Source organism: Stenotrophomonas aracearum (assembly GCF_031834615.1).
Taxonomy (GTDB): domain Bacteria; phylum Pseudomonadota; class Gammaproteobacteria; order Xanthomonadales; family Xanthomonadaceae; genus Stenotrophomonas; species Stenotrophomonas aracearum.
In genome coordinates this window covers 1,503,060-1,519,224 of sequence record NZ_CP115543.1, presented here as the reverse complement: position 1 = coordinate 1,519,224, position 16,165 = coordinate 1,503,060, and the positions used below count along the sequence as shown (strand labels likewise).

The 16,165-nt window shown below is 63.6% G+C and carries 12 protein-coding genes and 1 tRNA gene; 1 reads left to right on the top strand and 12 read right to left on the bottom strand.

From position 1 onward, the window contains the following. Positions 1 to 94: 94 nt before the first annotated feature. Positions 95 to 2,119, bottom strand: coding sequence for an excinuclease ABC subunit UvrB (uvrB, locus tag PDM28_RS07000; protein ID WP_311184282.1), 2,025 nt, complete (start codon positions 2,117 to 2,119; stop codon positions 95 to 97). Positions 2,120 to 2,268: 149 nt separating this feature from the next. On the opposite strand from uvrB, the gene PDM28_RS06995 reads away from it, so the two are divergent. Further along, positions 2,269 to 2,808, top strand: a complete 540-nt coding sequence (locus tag PDM28_RS06995) for a GspH/FimT family pseudopilin (protein WP_311184281.1) — start codon at positions 2,269 to 2,271, stop codon at positions 2,806 to 2,808. 40 nt (positions 2,809 to 2,848) lie between these two features. On the opposite strand, the gene PDM28_RS06990 is transcribed toward PDM28_RS06995, so the two are convergent. From PDM28_RS06990 to grxD, 11 genes are all read right to left on the bottom strand, one after another. After that, positions 2,849 to 2,925 (bottom strand) — tRNA-Asn (locus tag PDM28_RS06990). A 63-nt stretch (positions 2,926 to 2,988) separates the two neighbouring features. Continuing rightward, positions 2,989 to 3,405 carry a type IV pilin protein gene (locus tag PDM28_RS06985; protein WP_311184280.1) on the bottom strand — a complete coding sequence of 139 codons (417 nt, stop codon included), beginning with the start codon at positions 3,403 to 3,405 and terminating at the stop codon, positions 2,989 to 2,991. 11 nt (positions 3,406 to 3,416) lie between these two features. Then, on the bottom strand, positions 3,417 to 7,166 hold the full coding sequence (locus tag PDM28_RS06980) for a pilus assembly protein (protein ID WP_311184279.1): 3,750 nt from the start codon (positions 7,164 to 7,166) through the stop codon (positions 3,417 to 3,419). An 11-nt stretch (positions 7,167 to 7,177) separates the two neighbouring features. After that, positions 7,178 to 7,696 carry a pilus assembly PilX family protein gene (locus PDM28_RS06975; protein WP_311184278.1) on the bottom strand — a complete coding sequence of 173 codons (519 nt, stop codon included), beginning with the start codon at positions 7,694 to 7,696 and terminating at the stop codon, positions 7,178 to 7,180. 1 nt (position 7,697) lies between these two features. After that, positions 7,698 to 8,858, bottom strand: a complete 1,161-nt coding sequence (locus tag PDM28_RS06970) for a PilW family protein (protein ID WP_311184277.1) — start codon at positions 8,856 to 8,858, stop codon at positions 7,698 to 7,700. Continuing rightward, positions 8,855 to 9,331: a type IV pilus modification protein PilV gene (gene pilV, locus PDM28_RS06965; protein ID WP_311184664.1), complete on the bottom strand. Its 477-nt coding sequence runs from the start codon at positions 9,329 to 9,331 to the stop codon at positions 8,855 to 8,857. Before pilV ends, PDM28_RS06970 begins: the two co-directional genes overlap by 4 nt. Next, entirely contained in the window at positions 9,322 to 9,834 is a 513-nt protein-coding gene (locus PDM28_RS06960; protein WP_311184276.1) for a GspH/FimT family pseudopilin, read from the bottom strand. Before PDM28_RS06960 ends, pilV begins: the two co-directional genes overlap by 10 nt. Positions 9,835 to 9,994: 160 nt before the next feature. Next, positions 9,995 to 11,383, bottom strand: a complete 1,389-nt coding sequence (gene ppnN, locus PDM28_RS06955; protein WP_102945908.1) for a nucleotide 5'-monophosphate nucleosidase PpnN — start codon at positions 11,381 to 11,383, stop codon at positions 9,995 to 9,997. A gap of 111 nt (positions 11,384 to 11,494) precedes the next feature. Then, on the bottom strand, positions 11,495 to 14,686 hold the full coding sequence (locus PDM28_RS06950) for a TonB-dependent receptor (RefSeq protein ID WP_311184275.1): 3,192 nt from the start codon (positions 14,684 to 14,686) through the stop codon (positions 11,495 to 11,497). 349 nt (positions 14,687 to 15,035) lie between these two features. Further along, positions 15,036 to 15,779, bottom strand: coding sequence for an SDR family NAD(P)-dependent oxidoreductase (locus tag PDM28_RS06945; protein ID WP_311184274.1), 744 nt, complete (start codon positions 15,777 to 15,779; stop codon positions 15,036 to 15,038). Next, complete coding sequence (grxD, locus tag PDM28_RS06940; RefSeq protein WP_102945909.1) at positions 15,776 to 16,096, bottom strand: Grx4 family monothiol glutaredoxin; 321 nt, start codon at positions 16,094 to 16,096, stop codon at positions 15,776 to 15,778. Before grxD ends, PDM28_RS06945 begins: the two co-directional genes overlap by 4 nt. Between the last annotated feature and the right edge of the window lie 69 nt (positions 16,097 to 16,165).

The window sequence follows — 16,165 nt, the reverse complement described above, 5'->3', positions numbered from 1 at the left end:
GCCCCGCTGCGTTTGCGTCGGTGCAGGCCGCGTATATTACGGACGTCCTGCGTGAAGAGCAACACTTTTGTGAAGGTTTTTAACAACCGGTTGTTCAGCCCAGGCTGAGCTCCTTCAGCTGGCGGATCTGGTCGCGCACGCGTGCGGCATCTTCGAACTCCAGGTCGCGTGCGTGCTGGTACATCTGCTGCTCCAGCGCCTGCAGCCGCTTGGCGATCTGGGCCGGCTCCAGCGTGCGGTAATCCACCGCGTCTTCGGCCACCTTGCCACCGCGCCCCTTGCCCTTGCCGCGCGCTTCCTTTTCGGCCGCTTCCGAGCGCGCGCCTTCCAGCACGTCCACGATCGGGCGCAGCACCGACTTGGGCACGATGCCGTGCGCTTCGTTGTACTCCACCTGCTTGGCACGACGCCGGTCGGTTTCCTCGATCGCCGCCTGCATCGAGCGGGTGATCTTGTCCGCGTACAGGATCGCCTTGCCACGCAGGTTGCGCGCGGCGCGACCGATGGTCTGGATCAGCGAGCCGGTCGAACGCAGGAAGCCTTCCTTGTCGGCATCGAGGATCGCCACCAGCGACACTTCCGGCATGTCCAGGCCTTCGCGCAGCAGGTTGATGCCGACCAGCACGTCGAACTTGCCCAGGCGCAGGTCGCGGATGATCTCCACGCGTTCCACCGTGTCGATGTCCGAGTGCAGGTAGCGCACGCGGATGCCGTGTTCGGTGAGGTATTCGGTGAGGTTCTCGGCCATGCGCTTGGTCAGCGTGGTGACCAGCACACGGTCGCCGAGCTTGATGCGCTCGGTGACCTCGCTCATCAGGTCGTCGACCTGGGTGCCGACCGGGCGGATTTCCACCACCGGATCGATCAGGCCGGTCGGGCGCACCACCAGCTCGGTGATCTCGTCGCCGGCCTCACGCAGTTCGTACGGCCCAGGCGTCGCGGACACATAGATGCTGCGCGGGCAACGCGCTTCCCACTCTTCGAAACGCAGCGGTCGGTTGTCCAGCGCCGACGGCAGCCGGAACCCGAATTCCACCAGCGTTTCCTTGCGTGAACGGTCGCCCTTGTACATCGCGCCGATCTGAGGAATGGTCACGTGCGACTCGTCGATCACCAGCAGCGCGTCCGGCGGGAGGTAGTCGAACAGGGTCGGCGGCGGCTCGCCGGCGGCCTTGCCGGTGAGGTGCCGCGAATAGTTTTCGATGCCGTTGCAGAACCCGACCTCGGCCATCATTTCCAGGTCGAACTGGGTGCGCTGCGCCAGGCGCTGCGCTTCCACCAGCTTGTTCTGCTCGTACAGCTGCTCCAGCCGCACCTTGAGTTCGGCCTTGATCGTATCGACCGCCGACAGCACGCGCTCGCGGGTAGTGGCGTAGTGGGTCTTGGGGTACACCGTGTAGCGCTGCAGCCGGCGCAGGCTTTCGCCGGTGAGCGGATCGAACATGCTGATCTGCTCGACTTCGCCATCGAACAGCTCGATGCGTACCGCTTCGCTGTCCGACTCGGCCGGGAAGATGTCGATCACCTCGCCACGCACGCGGAAGGTACCGCGATGCAGCTCGTACTCGTTGCGGGTGTACTGCAGCTGGGTGAGGTGGTTGATCAGGTCGCGCTGGTCGATGCGCTCGCCGGTGGACAGGATCAGGCGCAGCGACAGGTAGTCTTCCGGCGCGCCGAGGCCGTAGATCGCCGAGACCGTGGCGACCACGATCGCATCCGGGCGCGACAACAGGGTCTTGGTCGCCGCCAGGCGCATCTGCTCGATATGTTCGTTGATCGAACTGTCCTTCTCGATGAAGGTGTCCGACGAGGGCACGTAGGCTTCGGGCTGGTAGTAGTCGTAGTAGCTGACGAAGTACTCCACCGCGTTGTGCGGGAAGAACGCCTTGAACTCGCCGTACAGCTGCGCCGCCAGGGTCTTGTTCGGTGCCATCACCAGGGTCGGCTTCTGCACCTGCTGGATCACGTTGGCGATGGTGTAGGTCTTGCCCGAGCCGGTCACGCCGAGCAGGGTCTGCTTGGCGATGCCGGCCTCGAAGTTGGCCGTCAGCTTCTCGATCGCCGCCGGCTGGTCGCCCGCCGGGGAGTACGGAGATACAAGTTCGAAGCGATCGCTCATGGTGCCGCCATAGACCGGGCCTTCCATTATACCGGGGGGTTGGGTGACGGCTGGCTGAGGGGGTGGCTTACGCGGCAAGGCGTGAAGCGCCGATGGGCCTGGGCGTCGGCGGGGCTCAGGGTGGGGGTCCTTTCCCTCGGGGTGCGCCCATGCTGCCGCCACGTCGCCACTCCCGTCGCCTGCGCGGCATTACCCTGCTGGAGTTGTGCATGGCACTGGCCCTGCTGGCTGTCTTCTGCCTGCTTGCCCTGCCCTCATTCAGCGCCACGGTCAGCCGCGTGCGTGCAGACACCCTGCGCATGACGCTGGTTTCGGTCTTCAACAGCGCGCGCAGCACGGCCATCACCCGGAACGCGCCGGTGGCGGTGTGCCCCAGCGAGGACGGCCGAACCTGTGGCCACGACTGGAGCCAGGGCTGGTTGATCCACCGCGACCGGGGTACCCGTACGCCGTCGCCTGCGGAGGAAGACATCTTCCAGTACCGCGAGGGCTACCGCGACGCCACGGTGCGGGCCACCACGTCCCAAGGCCGGCTGCGCCTGCGCTTCCAGGGTGACGGACGCAGCGGCGGCAGCCCGTCGACAGTCGACATCTGCGCCGGCGGCGGGCTGAGCGGCCAGGTCATCGTCAACAACGTGGGCCGGACCCGGGCATTGCGGATACGCGATATCACCGACTGCCCGCGCTGAAACGACAAAAGCCGCGATTGCTCGCGGCTTCTGCAGATACTGGCGCCCGAAGTTGGACTCGAACCAACGACCCCCTGATTAACAGTCAAGTGCTCTAACCGGCTGAGCTATTCGGGCGGGAGGCGCATTGTAAGGAGCCATTTCCCGGCTTGCAAGCCCCTCCCGGACCCTGCAGGTCGCTTACCAGCACTCCGACAGGGTCGTGCCTGCCGTCTTGACGTTGGCCTGGTTGACCGACAGGTTCTTGCACTTGTCTTTGGACTGCGCGGTTCCAGCGGTGGCAGTGAGGGTGAACGTCCGCGCAGCGGTATTCATGGTGATCGTGTAGGCGGCCGTTCCCCCCTCGCGAGGCGACTGGATCGTGTTCGTCCCGTTCGGGAAGGTGTACCCGACGTACGTGTTGTTCACCGTATGGAAGCGCTCGGCAGATGCCGCGTACTCCACCAGGTCCGCCTTGGCCTGCGCACGGCGTGATTTACGCACGTGCTCGGAGTAGTTGGGAAGCGCGATGGCGGCGATGATTGCCACCACTGCGACCACGATCATGAGTTCGATCAGGGTGAAGCCGCGCGCGCGGCTTCGGAGAGGCGTGGTCATGGCGGTTTTCCTCACTTGATCTGCCTCCAGGACTGGCGGCCACAGGGATACGGCAGGTACATCGGCGGCGCACCGGCCACGCTCACCTGCATCATGCAGGCCGAGCCCGGAGGTGTGGGCGGCGGAGTGGTGCCAGTTTTTTCGGGTGCGGACAAGCGAGGCACCACTGAGGTAGTCACGTCACGCACCGGTGCGTTACCCCCAGTGCTCAAGGGCAATGCCGCCGTGCCTGCGCTCGGGGACTTCCCGTCTGGCGTACCTTGGCGCACCTGCGAAAGTGCAGCGGTACCGGTGCCGGTGTTCAAGCCGAACAACCAGTTTGAACCGTCAACGGTGCATCCTCCCGTCTTGCCCAGCTGCGGAACATAGGTCGGCATGAACACGATGCCTGCAGTCACCGTCGGACTTCCCACAAAGCGCTCCCCAGCCGGCAGTATCACTGTCCAGCCTTGGCTGTTGGCGGGATTCGTACCAAGAGTAACGGTCCGTTCGGCCGTTCCGTTACTTACAGTGATGGGCCGCAGGTTCGCGGATGTGAGCGTCGTGGTCACGGCCTTGCCACTGGTGTCGTTGACCCCGTAGAGACCTTGCACGCTAGTGTCCAGACCGTCCTCTACATAGGAGAAGCTACCCGTACCAAACAACAGCATCACGCCACCCGCCGGGCCGGCCGTAGTGGTCAGTCCCCCCATGATCGGCTGACGATAAGTCAGTTTGTCGGTATCGACACTGGTCTTGGTAGTGAACAACGGCACCGTCGGGGCCTTGGTGCTGGTCAGGTCAAACTTCCAGATGGCGCCTTTCTGGTCGGCTGCATACACGGTGTCGGCGTAGCCATCGCGGCCGGCCTTGTCCTGGTTGGTATCCGACCAGCGGTCCACGACAACGATGTTGTTCAGACCGTTCTTGCCAGCAGGCAGGTTTGTGCCCGCCTCTTCCACGACGTACGTAGTGACTTTGGGCTTGGTGCCCGCGACCATGTCGACCACGAACAACGCAGCCTTCCCACTCTTGCTCTCCACACCGTTACCGAAGATGGCCTTGAATGCGGTGCCAGAACCAGAGGAGGTCTTGACCGGCACGATCACGGGCTTGCCGAGCACGTGGCCGATGTTGTCGCGAACCACGGCATCAAGCTGGGTGTCGAAATCATTCAGTTCCCAAAGCACGCTGGCCTTCTTGAACTGCGTCGGGTCGGTCACGTCCAGCGCGAAAACACTTCGTCCGCCCGCGCCCGCAGTTGCCACCAGCCCGGTGCCCCAGGTGCTGCCGTTGTGGACATCACCCACTACCACGGGGCCGTCGACATAGTAACGGTGCTCGAAACTCATGTCCTGCTGAGCTGACGAATCGAACGGTACCAGCAGGTTACCCATGTGCCCCAGCGAAGTGGACGGTACGTACCCGAACACTTCCTTGCCGCCATTCGCATCCTGGACGCCATCAGAGCCCATACCGCCGTCGAAGGCATGGAGCATGCCGTCGTTGGCACCGGCGTACACCATGTAACGCCGATTACCTCGCTTGCTGGCTAAATAGCTGACATAAGTGTCGCCGATGGTGCCCAGCTTGCGATAGCCGAAATCGTCGGTGGGCGAGCTCAACACCGGCGTGGAATTGATGATGTCACCAAGCACGGTGGTCCGATCACGCAACTTGCCTCCATTGCGCACTTCCAGCGAAGTGTTGCCGAGCAGATAGGACACCGCGGTGATGTTGTCGCCGGCAAGAGCACCGATAGTGCCACAGCGCCTCATGCCCGCGTACAGGCCAGCCGGCTTGCTGCAGAGATCGTCCAAACTAACATTGTCGGCAATGAACGGCTGGACCTCGCCGTTCTTTCGCATCCAGACCTTGCGCGAGGCAGCCGCAGGCATGCGCTCTGATGCCTCCCAAGCCTTCTCGGACACAATCGCCCGCGTCGCGGGATCCACGCTCAGCTTGAAGGCCGTCAGCTTTCCGTACCAGTCCGTACCACTGTTGGTAGCTTCATAGAAAGGCTCGACCGACAGAGAGCCCTTGCCGATACGGGCACCAGTCAGCGAGCGGGTACCAGAAGGCGTGGCCCCCTTCGACACATTGCTGATGATCCGACGCATGGCAGCGGTAATGTCGGACGGCTTGGTGGCATTGACCATCTCACCGTGGGTATAGAGCACGGCTTCCCAGAGCTCATCCACCGCACCGGGCGCCAGATCGACGGTGGTGGTGCCAAAGGTCGGCGGTTGTTCGTACGGATCAGGCGTCAGAATCCAAGGCTTCGAGGGCGTTGGCACGTAAGTCACACCGAACTGCTCACCCAGCGTCCCCAAAGTCACGCCATAGAAGTTCATATGGAGAGACTTTTTGCAGTCGAGCTTGCCATCCGGACAATCAGCCGCAACGGGGACTGAGTTACTTTCGATACCGGGGACCAGGGAGCTGTCGTAATAGGGCGCGACGAGCTTGCTCATGCGCGTATTGTTGCCAGTCTCGTTGATATACCCGTCAGTGAAGAGCATCCCGGCATTCTTCTGGCAGGACAACAGCACAGGTGGACTGGGGTCGCTGCTGCTTTGAACGCGCTGGAACTGCGCTCCAAGGTGCGCTGCCGCCGAGCGGTTCGGCGTACTGCCACTCGCACGCATGTTCTGGGTGATGTCCTTGAGGAGTGCGACCTTTTCCGACTCCTCGGTGATGTTGTACATCTTGGCCGTGCCACGACTGTTGATGCGGAACCAGCCCACCCGAAGATTTTCTGGCTCATGAAGTGCATTCGTGGCCGCACCGATCAACGCTTCACGGCGCGTTCTATAGAAACTGAACCAATTTGCGAAGTTATTGATCGCACTCGTATAGAGAGGGGTGGAGGTGAAATTATCCGACCTGATCTCGTACTTATAGAGCGTCCCAGGCCGGCCATGCAACGGATTGGTCACCGTCACAATGGCTGCGTCCTTGAATCCGTAGCTCGCGGGCATTTTCTCGGCAAGATAGAACGTCGCCGGATAGTACCTAAGCGCCGCAACGCATGTGCCAGTAAACGTAACCTGCCGTGTCAGCACACGGAAGTCGCCATCGGTATAGGCGTTGGAGTTGTTGTTGATGTTGCGATCGGTAACGTCTGTGGAGCATCGATTGGCCTCGATCGCCGCACCCGACGGCAGCACCATCCCGCTACGGAAGGTAAAGCGCCAGTCGGCGCCCACTCTGGTTTCTGTTGCGGTTAGATTTTGAACGCCGGCCTTTTTGCCACTCGCACCGGCGGGACGAGGATCCAGGGGCGCGGCCTTTGGATCGATGGTCATATAGCTGGGCGTCGCTTTCGCACCGGTTTTCCAATCCGGGTAGAGATCGCGCGGATCAAAGTACGCCGTGTTCACGTCTGGGGAACGAGCAAAGCCATATGCATCCAGCGGAGGAAGCGCGGCATCACCACTTCGATCGTAGGAAGGTGTCAAGTAGTAATAGTTCTGACCGGTGCCGATACCATACCCGTAGGGCGTCGAGCCCGAGTAGAAGCCAGTCGTACGATTCCGGTTGCCCTCGTCAACCCAACGATAGACACCGTCGCGCGTAGGGTTCAGTACCTCCCAAAGCATGGAGCCGGAGTCATCGAGTGCCATGATGAACGCAGGCGTCGCTGGCACCTGAATATTGAGCGGCTGCTGCGAAAGCGTGCCCTGCCCCTGCTTTGCCAACAGGCTGTATGTCAACCAGCCTCCCGCCATCAGCACGCCGATAGACGCTGCGGTGAACCACTTTTTCTTCTGCGAAACCATCGCCCGCGCCCTCAAAGTTTGAATATGGTATCGATCACCGTAGCCGACGATGCAGCTGCTGGGTCGTCAATCGAGAACCCGGTGATCTGATAGATGGGAGTGGTTTCATCCAGCGCCTCGCCCATGTCCAGGGAGGCCTCGCCAACGATGCATTTGTCGATCTGGCGCACGTTGACCTTGGTAGTCGTGCCGGCGGGCACTTTAATCGCCCACTCCACCGGGTCGTAGCCGTCGTCACAGGTGCGATTGATGTCGCCTTCCGCGACAAGGGCACCTTGGGCCGCATCATTGCGATTGGCGATGTTCTCCACCGATCGCTCGGCATTGCGTACTACGCCCTCGCCATTCTGGAAGGCGCGGTTGGCGGCACGGTAATTGGAGGCCATCTTTTCCTGCATGCCTGCCACTTGCATGCCGGCGATACCCAGCAGTGCGAGCAGGATCAGCATGATGAGCGCCACGTACAGCACGGCACCCTGTTGTTTCTGCGTTGAGGTAATGGCGGGAGCAGAGCGCGAGTTGGTAGCCATGTCAGTTTCCGAACAGTCGATTGCGCAAGGCGACGGAGACCTCATAACCAGAGCGGTAACGGACATCATTGGTCGCGGCGGGTGCGAACTCCACACCGAGCACGGAGGGCCGGTTGGTCGCGGCTACCGAGGAAGATCGTTCCGGGCTTACCGCAAGCAGCCCGACCTTGACCTGGCCAACGCGCAGCCACTGGCCTGCGCCTGTGGCATTCGCATCGGTGGTGACGCCGCTGGCGACCGCCGATTGGGTGATATTGCCTGCGGGTGGCGTTGCAAGCCCGATTACCGGGGTGTTGTCGAGCCCAAACATCAGCTGCAGATTCTCGATGCCCTCCACCACCTCTTCGTTGGTGGTGTAGTTTCCACTGGAATCCGCGCGGGCGCGGCGCAATCCATTGACACCTGTGGTGGCATTGGGAGCGATGTAGTAGACCAGCGACTCGGCGCGATACAGCATGGTCTGCCCGGTCGGCTGTGCGGTGTACCGGCTCAGGTTGACCCCTGCCGCCTCCACGGTGTTTCCATTCAGCTTGCCGGCAAAAATGTCGGCATGGCCACAGTCTGCGATCCCGAACAGGGTGGGATTGGCGACGCCGTCTTTCGTGACTCTCGCCATCGGACCCTGCGCCCCGGTGATCGTGGAATTATTGCTGGCGAACGCAATCTGGTTGACCGGTACACCTTCGGCCCCCAGGAAACGCAGTACGAGTACGTCGCTGCCGCCGGCCGGGTCAGGTGACAGCTTGATGGTGTTCGGAAGCGTCGGCGCGGTCCATGTACCACCGAGCGTCAACGCGTTCCCCGGCGCGGTATTCGGAGCTTCGAAGCCCTGGATCGACACGCTGAAATCCAGTGGCGAACCGCTGCCGGTCGCCGCGGCCAAATGGTTTACCGGGTCACCGAGGTTCTTGACGATATGGGCCTGGTCGTTGACGCAGCCCATGTGGCCGGCCATGCGCAGGTCGCGCTCGAGGAACTCCAGCGCAAAACGTGCATTCTCCTGCACACGCGAAGCGCCTTCAGAGAGTCGGGATGCTGTCTGCGACGCTGAGAAGATCTGGATGACACCCAGCATGATCAGCAGGCCGATCACCATCGCGATCATCATCTCGACCAGCGAGACACCGGCCATCGAAGCGGGACGGGAAGAGCCGCGGTTCATAGTTCGGTTTCCAGGGCGAAGGTGGTGGTCTGGTCGGGATTTTTCGGATCCCAGCGCTGGTCGCCCCAGGTGATCGCCACAGTGACCGCGCCGTTGTTGACGGTGACCTGCGCGCCGGCATCGCTGCCCAGCGCCCGGACGACCTGGCACTGCCAGAGGGTCATCTTGTCGGCCAGCGCGACCGCACCCGCGCCGGGCGCACAGACGTTCTGCACGGTCTTGCTGCCGGGGGTGAAACTGGCACCGGAGTACCAGCTGGCCTGGTAGCGGTTCGAGCGCATCTGCTCGATCAGGTCATAGGCGAGGTTGGTGGCCTGGGTCCGGTAGTTGGCACTCTGCACGTAGCGCACGTTCATGGTCTGCATGAGCGCGAACCCCAGCAGGCCGAAGCCCAGCACAAGCACGGCGATCAGCACCTCGAGCAGGCCAACGCCCTTCTGCCGACGCGGGGAATGAAAAGGCTTCACGAACAGATCTCCTTGGTGCTGCGCAGCTGGCCGGACGCATTGACGCGCAACGTGCGTTGCTGCTGCGCGTTGGTGTTGCATTTCACCGAGCGAATGCGCAGCAGCTGATCATTGGCGTCCCGCCGGCGGCCGCGGGCATCGAAGGCGATGACGGCAGCGGGACCAGTGACTGTCAATGAACTCTTGAAATCGGTGAAACGCAGGACGGTGCCATCTGTCGGGGCACCGTCGCCGTCCGGGTCACTGAAGGCGGCGATGCCCTGGGCCCAGGCACCATCGCAGGACGCACCCGTGCTGCTGCCGCAGACCACGCCGCCCTGGCCGCTGCGGATGGCCTCGCTGCGGGCCAGGTTGACCATTCCAACCACTTCGTTATTGGCCGTGGCCACGCGGTTGTTGCGGATCGTCGACTGGAAGCTGGGCAAGGCAATCGTGGCCAGGATCGCCATGACGGCGACCGTGACCATCAGCTCGATCAGGGTGAAGCCCTTTGAAAAACGCGTTTGCATGGAACGCTCCCCAGCGTGATGACAGGACAATGAACGCCCCGCCGCCCAGCGGCAAGCGCCGGAGGGACGAACGGTCGCCCAAGGGCGACGGGCGTCAAACCGTTGACACCCGTACGGTGAGCGGGCCGGGCGGACTCCCCGTCCGCCCTGCCCGTTCAGCTCAGGCCAGCACCCGGTAGCAGGGCTGGTACTCGCCGGAGATCTTCATCCGGCGCTGCTCGACGAAGGCGCGCAGCAGTTCGTCCAGGGCCTGCATCATGTCGGCGTCGCCGTGGATCTCGAACGGACCGAACTGCTCGATGCGACGCATGCCGTCTTCCTTCACGTTGCCCGCGACGATGCCGGAGAACGCGCGGCGCAGGTCGGCCGCCAGCGCATGCGGCGGGCGACCGTGGTGCAGGTCGAGCGCGGCCATGGCTTCATGGGTCGGCACGAACGGCTGCTGGTACTCCCACGGAATCTCGATGGACCAGTTGAAGAAGAACGAGTCCTTCTGCGCCAGGCGGTGCTCGCGCACGCGCTTGATGCCGGCCGACATCTGCCGGGCCACGGCCACCGGGTCGCCGATGATGATCTGGTAGCGCTCGGCGGCGGCATCGCCCAGGGTCAGGCGGATGAAGCGGTCGATCTGCTCGAAGTACGGCGCGGCCACGGTCGGGCCGGTCAGGATCAGCGGGAACGGCAGGTCCTTGTTTTCCTCGCGCAGCAGGATGCCGAGCAGGTACAGGATCTCTTCGGCGGTGCCGACGCCGCCGGCGAACACGATGATGCCGTGGCCGATGCGCACGAACGCTTCGAGACGCTTCTCGATGTCCGGCATGATCACCAGGTGGTTCACGATCGGGTTCGGCGACTCGGCGGCGATGATGCCCGGCTCGGTCAGGCCGATATAGCGCGTGGTGTGCTTGCGCTGCTTGGCATGGGCGATGGTGGCACCCTTCATCGGGCCCTTCATCGCACCCGGGCCGCAGCCGGTGCAGATGTCCAGCCCGCGCAGGCCCAGCTCGTAGCCGACCTGCTTGGTGTACAGGTACTCGTCGCGGCCGATCGAGTGGCCGCCCCAGCAGACCACCAGGTTCGGGTCGCCCGGGTTGAGGATGCGCGCGTTGCGCAGCAGCCCGAACACCGCATTGGTGATGCCCTCGGACGACTCCAGCTCGGCCGCATAGGCCGGGCCCATCTCGATGGCCATGTAGGCCAGGTCGCGGACCACGGCGAACAGCAGCTCGGCCACGCCACGGATGATCTCGCCGTCCACGAAGGCCATGGCCGGCGCGTTGACCAGGTCGATGCGGACGCCACGGTCCTGCTGGGCAACCTGGATGTCGAAGTCGGGGTACAGATCGCGCGCCGCACGCGGATCGTCGGAGGCACTGCCGCTGGTCAGCACCGCCAGCGCACAGCGCCGCAGCAACTCGTGCATGCCGCCGCCGGAGGCGTCGCGCAGGCGCGCCACTTCCGCACGGGACAGCACGTCCAGCCCACCGCGCGGGTAGATCCGCGCGTCCTGCACCGGCAGCGCGCGCGCCGGCTTTTCAATGATGGTCATTTCCATTCTTTTCGCTGCCTCTAAGGTTGCCAACTTTACTGCTGCCCCCTTTAAAAGCAAAACGGCCGGGTTTCCCCGGCCGTTTCTTTACTTCTTCACGCCGTCAGTTCATCAGAACTGGTAGCGGAAGCCCAGCTGGACCGACCACTGCGACACACCGACGTCGAAGCCGTCTGCGTCGTTGTTGGCCACCACCGGCTCATCCGCGCCGCGGAAGTTGTACACGTACTTGCCGTCCTTGATGCCCTGCAGGGTGGCGACACGCGCATCGGCGAAGAAGCCGTAGTCGTAGATGTTGCCCCAGTCCTTGTTGATCATGTTGCCGACGTTCTGGATATCCAGCCAGATCTCCGACTTGTGACCCTTCATGAAGCCCGGCAGGTCCTGGCTGATGCGCAGGTCGAAGGTGTTGATCCAACCGGTGCGGAACTGGTTGGCCGGCGCGTAGCTGCCCGCGTACTTGGCCAGCTGCGGGTTGTTGGCCAGCCATTCGTAGAACGACTTCTCCATGTTCGCATCGGGGGTGAAGGTGCTGCCCACCAGGTTGCCGAACAGCACGTCGCCCGGGCCTGCCGGCACGTAGAACAGGTCGTTCGCGGTACGGTTGTCGCCGTTGGCGTCGTTCACGTAGACGTAGCTGTACGGACGGCCGCTGCGACCTTCGTAGACCAGGCCGACGCGGGTTTCGTAGTCACCGAAGAACTTGTGCTTCCAGTTCAGCGCACCCGACAGGCGGTCGCGGATCTGGTAGCGCGAGGTGTTCTCGATGTTGTCGTTGGCGTTGAAGGCGTACTGGTAGCCCCAGCCCGAGCTGGCGGTGGAGCTGGTCAGCGTGCCGACTTCGGTCGCATCGGTGTAGGTGTAGCCGATATTCCAGGACCAGTCGCTGTCCGGCGCCCACGGCTTGGCCAGCGAGACGGTGAACTGCGAGGTGCGGCCCTTGTCCGTGTTAGCGATCTCGTAAACAGACTCGTAGGCGCGGTTGCGCCCGAAGCGGTTGTTGCCCGGAGCCCAGGCCGTACCGGTGCTGGCAACGGAGTAGTACATGTCACGGCCGTCCGGACCCTGGTACTGCACCGGACCCAGGTTCAGGTTCTTGTAGTACAGGGCGTCCTTGACCTTGGTGACCAGCAGCTCGGCCGAGGCCACGATGCCGTTCCACGGCAGTTCGTGGTCGAAGGCCAGGTTGGCCTTGTACACCGACGGCATGTTGAAGTCGCTGCCGACGAAGTTGACGTTCTGCAGGTTCGAGCCCGGCGTGGTCGGGACCGGCTGGCCGTCCTTGTTCGGGCTGAACGGCAGTGCCGGGTTGTAGCCGGTGGTGAAGGCGTAGACCGAATTGTTGAAGCCGGTCGCCGAGTAGCTGTTGCTCAGCCACACCTGCGGGGCATCACCCTGGAACAGGCCCACGCCGCCGCGCAGCTGGGTCTGGCGGTCGGTGTCGAAGGTGTAGTTGAAGCCCGCACGCGGCTGGATCAGGAACTTGTTGCTCAGCACTTCGCTGTTGTCGAGGCCGAAGAATGCCGAGGCCGGGGCGTTGTAGGCCGGCGCCGGGCTGGTGTCGGCACGGTCGGCACGCACGCCCAGGGTCAGGGTCAGGTTGTTGTTGACGTACCAGGTGTCCTGCACGAACAGCGCCAGGTTGCTGTACTTGTAGTCAGCCGGAATCGAGCCCGGGGTGCGCTCCGGGTTGTAGTTGTAGGTGCTCCAGCGACCGGCAGCGAAGTTGTCCAGGCCGTAGAAGGTGTATGCACCCCACGAGGTGGCGCCGAAGTAGTTGTAGATGTCGTTGGTGTCGTACGAGGCGCCGAACTTGACGTCGTGGTCACCCAGGGTCCAGGTACCGGCGGCGTAATAGTTCCACGCCTTGGTTTCCAGGATGTTGTTCTGCGAGTTGACTTCGGTACCCAGGTACAGCGAGTCGCCGCCCGGGGCGGTCGGGGTGCCGCCGAAGAAGATGCGGATGCTCGGCGCATCGGTCGACACGTTGCGGATCGCCGAGTATTCGCGGTACGAGGCCTTCAGCTCGGTCGAGAAGTTCGGGCTCCAGTCGCTGAACAGCTGCGCGACGTAGCTCTCGTTGGTCTTGTCGTGCTGGTACCAGTACGAGCTCAGCGAGGCCGAGCTGGTGGTCATGCCGTTGATGCGCAGCTTGCTCTGGTCGATCTTGCTGTAACGGATGTTGGCACGGTGGTTGTCGCTGATGTTCCAGTCCAGCTTCAGCGCGTACTCTTCCATCTCGGTGTCGCCATTGCTGTCCAGGCCACCGGCGGCAATGCCGTAGCCTTCAGCAATCTGCTGCGCACGGGTCACGTCGGCCAGGGTGAACTGCGGGTTGGCCTTGCCCAGCGCGGTGCCGCTCAGGTCGGCGCCCGGGGCGGCCTGCTTGAACTTTTCATAGTTGGCGAAGAAGAACAGCTTGTCCTTCACGATCGGGCCACCCACGGTCATGCCGTAGGTTTCTTCCTTGGTGAAGCCGTTGAACTTCTGGCCTTCCGGGTTGTCGCCGAACCAGTCGCCGTCACGGTAGGTGCCGTAGACCGAGCCATGGAATTCGTTGGTACCGGACTTGGTCACCGCATTGACGGTGGCGCCGGCGGCGGCAGCGATGCTGACGTCGTAGTTGGACAGGTTGATGTCCAGCGCTTCGATGGCTTCCATGGCGACCGGCTGGCGGCGGGTCGGCATGTTGTTGCCTTCCAGGCCGAAGGTGTCGCTGGCGGACACGCCGTCGATGTTGATCGAGTTGAAGCGCGGGTTCTGGCCACCGGCCGAGATCGAGCCCGAGGCGCGGTCGATGAAGGTCACGCGCGGGTCAAGACGCATCAGGTCCTGGATGTTGCCGCCGATCGACGGGGCCATCTCGATCTGCTGCTGGCTGATGTTGGTGCCCGAGCCCATCTTGGTGGAGCTGAACACTTCCGAGCCACCGGCCACGGCCACGACCTGCACGGCTTCCAGGTTGGTGGCAGCGACGTCGCCGGTCAGGGCGGCGTTGACGGTACCGGTCTGGTTCACGCCCAGGTAGACGCCATCTTCGGTCTTGGTGCCTTCACCGGACTTGGTGATGGTGATCGTGTACGGACCACCCACGCGCAGGCCGCGCGCGTTGTAACGACCCGCGGCATCGGTGGTGGCGCGGCTGACCGTGCCCGACTCGACGTGCGTGATGGTGACTTCGGCGCCAGCAACAGGCTGGCCAGCGGCGGACATGACCTGGCCGCCGACACCGGCAGAGGTGCTCTGGGCGAAGGCGGGGGCGGCAGCAAGTACAGCCATGAGGCCAAGGGTGAGCTTGGACATCCGGAGACAGCGTGGGTCGATCATTGGGAGTAGCCTCGATGCGAGTTGGCGATGACGGAAAAAAAAGCGCGCCCAAGCAGCAGCCGTTCAGGCAGCTGCATGGACTTTTATCTGGGTTCCCTTGCCGCAGGCTGGTTTCAGCCGCAACGGTTAACACTAGATTAACACGATAAGCCCGCTGTATGACGGTTTGGCGACAAAACACACGCCATCACAACGCGATCGTGACGCCTTCTTCACATTTGGCTGAATTGGACCAAATGCGACACTTTCCGCCGTTCAGGTGCGGTAGCGAACCCGGGTTCATGAGTACGCCCGGTCAGGGTGCCAACCCGGTGTGTCCGGCTGGTTACGACAAAGCCAGTACCTGGCCGCGATGCGCCACGCCGGCGGCGGACAGAAGCTCCACGGCGGCGGTGGCGTGAACGGCCGGTTCGCGGGCAACGCCGTCCTCGTCCAGCGAGAACGCGCGGGCCCGCAGCGCGGTGCGCATCGGGCCGGGCTGCAGGCCGCTGACCCGCACCGGGCTGCGCGCCAGCTCGTCATGCAGCGCGGCGATCAGGCCACGCAGGCCGTGCTGGGCGGCACCGTAGCCGCCCCAGAAAGCCCGCCCTACCCGCTCGGGATCGTCCACGGTGAACACCAGCGCGGCATCGTCGCGCTGGCGCAGCAGCGGCAGGCAGGCCTGGGCCAGCCAGGCCGGGGCGGTCAGGTTGACGTGTACCGCGCGTGCGAACGCCGCCGGGTCGGCGTGCTCGAACGGGGTCAGGCCCGGGAAGTCGGCGGCGCAGTACAGCACGCCGTCGAGCCGGCCCAGTTCGGACTGCAGGCGTTCGGCCAGGGTGGCGTAGTCGTCCGGGGTGGCCCCTTCCAGGTCCATCGGGTACAGCAGCGGCTCGGGGCCCGCGGCCTCGACCGCCGCATAGACGCGATCGAGCCGACGCGGCTTGCGCCCGAGCAGGACCACGGTGGCCCCGGCTTCGGCACAGGCCACGGCGGCGGCGCTGCCGAAGCCGCCGCCGGCGCCGGCAATGAGAATGACGCGGCCCGCCAGCGCCCCGGTCCCGACCCCGACGGACGGGACCGCGCTCATGGCTGCGACGCCTCTTCGACGATGCGCTTGAGCTCGCCGGATTCAAACAGTTCCAGCACGATGTCGCAGCCGCCGATCAACTCGCCGTTGATGAACAGCTGCGGGAACGTCGGCAGGTTGGAGAAGCGCGGCAGGTTGGCGCGGATCTCGGGTTCTTCAAGCACGTTGACGGTGCGCAGTGCGACCGCGCCGGCGGCCATCAGGGCCTGTACGGCCCGGCTGGAGAAACCGCACATCGGATACTGCGGCGTGCCCTTCATGAACAACACGAGGGGGTACTTCTCCACTTCGGCCTGGATCTGCTGCATCACCGCCACCACACTCTCCCTGCGCAACGGGGCACCCCACCTCGGCGGTCGGATAGACTCCCTGTAACGATCATTGTA

What these genes read in the sequence shown, in the direction of transcription:
- uvrB (WP_311184282.1), bottom strand. Translation starts at nt 2,119, where the DNA reads ATGAGCGATCGCTTCGAACTTGTATCTCCGTACTCCCCGGCGGGCGAC.
- PDM28_RS06995 (WP_311184281.1), top strand. Translation starts at nt 2,269, where the DNA reads ATGCTGCCGCCACGTCGCCACTCCCGTCGCCTGCGCGGCATTACCCTG.
- PDM28_RS06985 (WP_311184280.1), bottom strand. Translation starts at nt 3,405, where the DNA reads ATGACCACGCCTCTCCGAAGCCGCGCGCGCGGCTTCACCCTGATCGAA.
- PDM28_RS06980 (WP_311184279.1), bottom strand. Translation starts at nt 7,166, where the DNA reads ATGGTTTCGCAGAAGAAAAAGTGGTTCACCGCAGCGTCTATCGGCGTG.
- PDM28_RS06975 (WP_311184278.1), bottom strand. Translation starts at nt 7,696, where the DNA reads ATGGCTACCAACTCGCGCTCTGCTCCCGCCATTACCTCAACGCAGAAA.
- PDM28_RS06970 (WP_311184277.1), bottom strand. Translation starts at nt 8,858, where the DNA reads ATGAACCGCGGCTCTTCCCGTCCCGCTTCGATGGCCGGTGTCTCGCTG.
- PDM28_RS06960 (WP_311184276.1), bottom strand. Translation starts at nt 9,834, where the DNA reads ATGCAAACGCGTTTTTCAAAGGGCTTCACCCTGATCGAGCTGATGGTC.
- ppnN (WP_102945908.1), bottom strand. Translation starts at nt 11,383, where the DNA reads ATGACCATCATTGAAAAGCCGGCGCGCGCGCTGCCGGTGCAGGACGCG.
- PDM28_RS06950 (WP_311184275.1), bottom strand. Translation starts at nt 14,686, where the DNA reads ATGTCCAAGCTCACCCTTGGCCTCATGGCTGTACTTGCTGCCGCCCCC.
- PDM28_RS06945 (WP_311184274.1), bottom strand. Translation starts at nt 15,779, where the DNA reads ATGAGCGCGGTCCCGTCCGTCGGGGTCGGGACCGGGGCGCTGGCGGGC.